This window comes from Paenibacillus sp. 22594, assembly GCF_052044425.1.
Taxonomy (GTDB): domain Bacteria; phylum Bacillota; class Bacilli; order Paenibacillales; family Paenibacillaceae; genus Paenibacillus_AQ.
In genome coordinates this window covers 1-632 of sequence record NZ_JBQENA010000044.1, presented here as the reverse complement: position 1 = coordinate 632, position 632 = coordinate 1, and the positions used below count along the sequence as shown (strand labels likewise).

The following is a 632-nucleotide window of genomic DNA, read 5'->3' as shown; positions in this document are numbered from 1 at the left end:
GCGTCATATGTCACATCGTTGTCTTCATATACAACAGCGATGGCATCTGGTGTGTGAGCCACCCGCTCTTCCCATAATGCTGGAATCGTTTTATCCTTGGCATACGGTAAGCTTGTATCATTAAATGCACCTAGTATCTGCTCTTTTTCTTCTTCCGTTGTCGTCTCAAGTTCAGACAACTTCATTTCTGGATTTACGGCGAAGGCATGTAGCACATGTTCGAGCCGCGCAAGCATGTGTACAATGTCCTCATTCGCATACATATTCGGATTGTACAGCATTTCACAAACTAACTTCTCTCCCGACTCGTATGCGCATAACGTCAAGTTATATGGAGGCTGGTCACGGGATGACGTAATCTCGTATGTGAAATCGGTTAGCTTATTCTCATCCACATAATAGTTTTCAAACGCATAGAGCACTTGAATCAAATGCTGCTTCTGCTCCGTCTGTGCTTGAATCTCTGCAAGCGAACAATACGCATACTGTTCACTTTCCGACCCTTGCTGTTGCATGTCTTTGAGCAGCCCCAGTACACTCATGCCTGCTTTGCTTGCTACACGCACCGGGATCGTATTAATAAACAGACCGACGATCTCTTCGATTCCCCGCACATCGCTTTGCCGTCCAGA

At 46.0% G+C, this 632-nt stretch carries 1 protein-coding gene; it reads right to left on the bottom strand.

What is annotated here, in order from left to right:
* Positions 1-632: condensation domain-containing protein (locus ACTJKB_RS30895; RefSeq protein ID WP_440838041.1), on the bottom strand; the 632-nt coding region annotated here is incomplete at both ends.